The 3,300-nt window shown below is 48.3% G+C and carries 3 protein-coding genes; all 3 read right to left on the reverse strand.

The window, feature by feature from the left end; all coding sequences use genetic code 11:
* The coding region (pssA, locus tag AC1DWB_RS32530) for a CDP-diacylglycerol--serine O-phosphatidyltransferase (protein ID WP_477545240.1) at window positions 1-433 on the reverse strand (433 nt) is incomplete at its 3' end.
* A gap of 121 nt (window positions 434-554) precedes the next feature.
* A complete protein-coding gene (gene disA, locus AC1DWB_RS32535; RefSeq protein WP_477545241.1) occupies window positions 555-1,631 on the reverse strand; it encodes a DNA integrity scanning diadenylate cyclase DisA in 1,077 nt (358 codons plus the stop codon).
* A 52-nt stretch (window positions 1,632-1,683) separates the two neighbouring features.
* The gene (gene radA / locus AC1DWB_RS32540) at window positions 1,684-3,051 is read right to left on the reverse strand and encodes a DNA repair protein RadA (RefSeq protein WP_477545242.1); all 1,368 of its coding nucleotides are present in this window, start codon (window positions 3,049-3,051) and stop codon (window positions 1,684-1,686) included.
* Window positions 3,052-3,300: the final 249 nt, after the last annotated feature.

Consider the following 3,300-nt stretch of genomic DNA (forward strand, 5'->3'; position numbering starts at 1 on the left):
AGGCCAGTGTACTTAGCACACTCCCTGCTGCAGGAATTGGCAGACCAACGAAGTACCCAGGCGCACTCGCAACGACATTGAACCTGGCCAACCGAAGCRCCCCGCATATCGGGAATATGGCTGTTACGATCCAAGCTACTGCCGATGTATTCAAATCCTGAAACGCCACCACATACATAATGAAAGCAGGTGCCACACCGAAGGATATTACATCCGATAAGGAATCCAACTCTTTGCCAAATTCACTCTGTGCATTCAATGCTCTAGCCACCCGACCATCCAGTCCATCAAGTAACATAGCTACGATTACCAAAATCGCCGCCAGTTCTGCATTGGAATTATCCGGACTAGAATTAAATGCTAAAATAATGGAAACAATCCCCAAGAAAAGGTTACCTACGGTAAACATGCTGGGAATGGAATTTCTGATCATGCAAGCTCCACCTCAAATAGTACTATGCCCCGAATCAAAGCAGTCCATGTTCACTGTAGCATGGAAGAGGCAGGACTCATTTCAAATATCTGATCAAATCTATCTTATGATTGTATGTGTTTTAAATATGTCTGTCAATGAACAATTGCTCTTGTATGCGTTTCAGGCCTTCTTTAATCGCCCTCGCCCGTACTTCTCCAATCCCATCAACTTCATCCAATTCTTCAATCGTGGCCATCACCATATGCGGCAAATGTGCGAATCGCTCCACCAGATTATGTATAATCATGGATGGCAGTCGTGGAAGCTTGCTTAACATCCGGTAGCCCCGTGGAGAGATCGGTTCCTCCAACATGGAGTTAGAATGTGGGAAGCCCAACAGTCGTACCAGATGTTGATGATCCAGAAGCTCATCAGAATTTAATTTCTTCAGGCCCGCCAGTACATCCTTCACTTTCTCCTCACTGCTGTCTTTGCAGTAATCTTTCACCAAGAGAAGTGCCTCGAAATCCGTGTTAGCCACCAGCTCTTCCAATTGCATCCGAATGAGCCGACCTTCTGTCCCCAGCTCGATGATATACCGCTTAATCTCCGTCTTGACTCGAAGCACCATCTCAATACGCTGGATGACGCCTGCTACTTCCTGCAGCGTGACCAATTCTTCGAATTCGGAAGCTCCCAAGTTCGTCAATGCCTGATCCAGAACGGATTTGTACTTCTCCAGTGTCTGAATCGCCTGATTCGCCTTCGTCAGAATAACCCCGATATCTTTGAGGGAATAGCGGAGATTACCCTGATACACCGTTATGATGTTGCGCCGCTGCGAAATGGACACTACGAGCTTGCCCGTCTGCTTGGCAACCCGCTCTGCTGTTCGGTGGCGGATCCCCGTCTCGATTGAGCTGATGGAGGAATCCGGGATGAGTTGGGTATTCGCGTATAAGATTCGTTTGATGTCTTCACTTAGAATTATGGCGCCGTCCATCTTGGCAAGCTCATACAAGTAATTGGGCGAGAAATCGCAGTTGATGGAGAAGCCCCCATCTACGAGTTCCATTACTTCCGGGCTGTACCCGACGACGAGCAGCGCTCCAGTCTTAGCGCGGAGCACGTTCTCCAATCCTTCTCGAAATGCCGTTCCTGGTGCGACGAGCTGAAGGATTTGACTCATTTTATCACGTGGAGCTTCCTCTTTCACCTGCTGACCTCCTTAAGTCCCCCGTAAGCCTAATCTGGCATGCAAAATATATTTAATCTAACGCTGCCTTCAATGCTTCAGCAACGGTATGTACACCAATCACTTCAATCCCTTCAGGCGGATTCCAGCCCTTACTGCTCTTGGCGGGCATTATTACTCGCTTGAAGCCAAGCTTCTGCGCTTCCCGTACACGTGCATCGATTCGCGAAACACCTCTTACTTCTCCTGTCAATCCAACCTCTCCAATAATGACATCATACGGATGTACAGGTTTATCCTTAAAGCTGGATGCGATCGCTACCGCAACAGCCAAATCAACGGCAGGTTCATCGAGCTTTACGCCTCCGGCAACGTTCAAGTAAGCGTCCTGATTTTGCAGGAAAAGTCCAATTCTTTTCTCCAATACCGCAATAATAAGCGTTAATCGGTTATGGTCGATGCCTGTTGCGCTTCTTCTCGGACTTGGAAAATTCGTAGAGGCGATCAAGGCTTGCAGCTCAACGAGTATAGGTCGAGACCCTTCCATGCTGGCGACAACTGTCGATCCGGATACATGAAGCGGTCGTTCGGCAATGAACAACTCCGAAGGATTGGTAACTTCCCTAAGCCCAAGCTCACCCATCTCGAATATCCCGATCTCATTCGTCGAACCAAACCGATTCTTGACCGCCCTCAGCAGACGGTAAGTGTGGTGACGTTCCCCCTCGAAGTACAGTACGCAGTCCACCATATGCTCAAGCAGCCGCGGCCCGGCAATTGCCCCTTCCTTGGTCACATGACCGACCAATACCGTAGCAATTCCTTTCCCCTTAGCTATTCTCATAAAATGTCCTGTGCATTCCCGCACCTGTGAAACACTTCCTGGCGCAGACGTTACATCTGGATGATAGACGGTCTGAATCGAATCAATAATGAGCAGATCCGGTTGCGTATGCTGAATGGCCTCATCAATCAACTCGGTATTCGTCTCACACAGCACGTACAAATATTCGGAGAGAGCGTTCAGACGGTCGGCCCTGAGCTTAATCTGCCCAGCTGATTCTTCCCCGGATATGTAGAGCACCTTCAATTGTTTGGCTGTAAGACTATGTGAAGTTTGGAGCAGTAGCGTGGACTTACCTATCCCCGGATCTCCACCGACGAGGATTAATGAGCCAGGTACGATCCCGCCGCCCAGCACCCGATTCAATTCTGTCATATGGGTCTGAATCCGGTTTTCATGACTACTTTCTATATTTATGATCGATGTGGGCAATTCTTTCGTAAGAGTTGAAGAACTAGAAATGCCTCTTGCGCGTACGGGCGCTTCCATCTCTTCTACGAAGCTGTTCCAAGCTTGACAACCCGGACACTTCCCCAGCCACTTCGGGGATTCATGCCCACACTCCTGACAGCAAAATTTTGTTTTAGGTTTGGCCATCCGTTTTCTTCACATCCCTTAGTATTCAAAGTTTACCATGTGATGAATTTGAAGAAAACCCCGCTATGGTATAAAATTCAAGATCCCCCATGAAACATCCGAAATTATTGTTCTATTAAGCGAAAAAAACCGGGCCTCACGATCACTCATGAGGCGCCGGTATATAGGTTTCATCAAGGTTGCGTTGCAGCGGGCACTTGGTTCTTCAGCACAATCAACTCACCATTCTGCTCGTCGATTGTCAGCGAA

Source organism: Paenibacillus sp. P4_E11 (assembly GCF_056401635.1).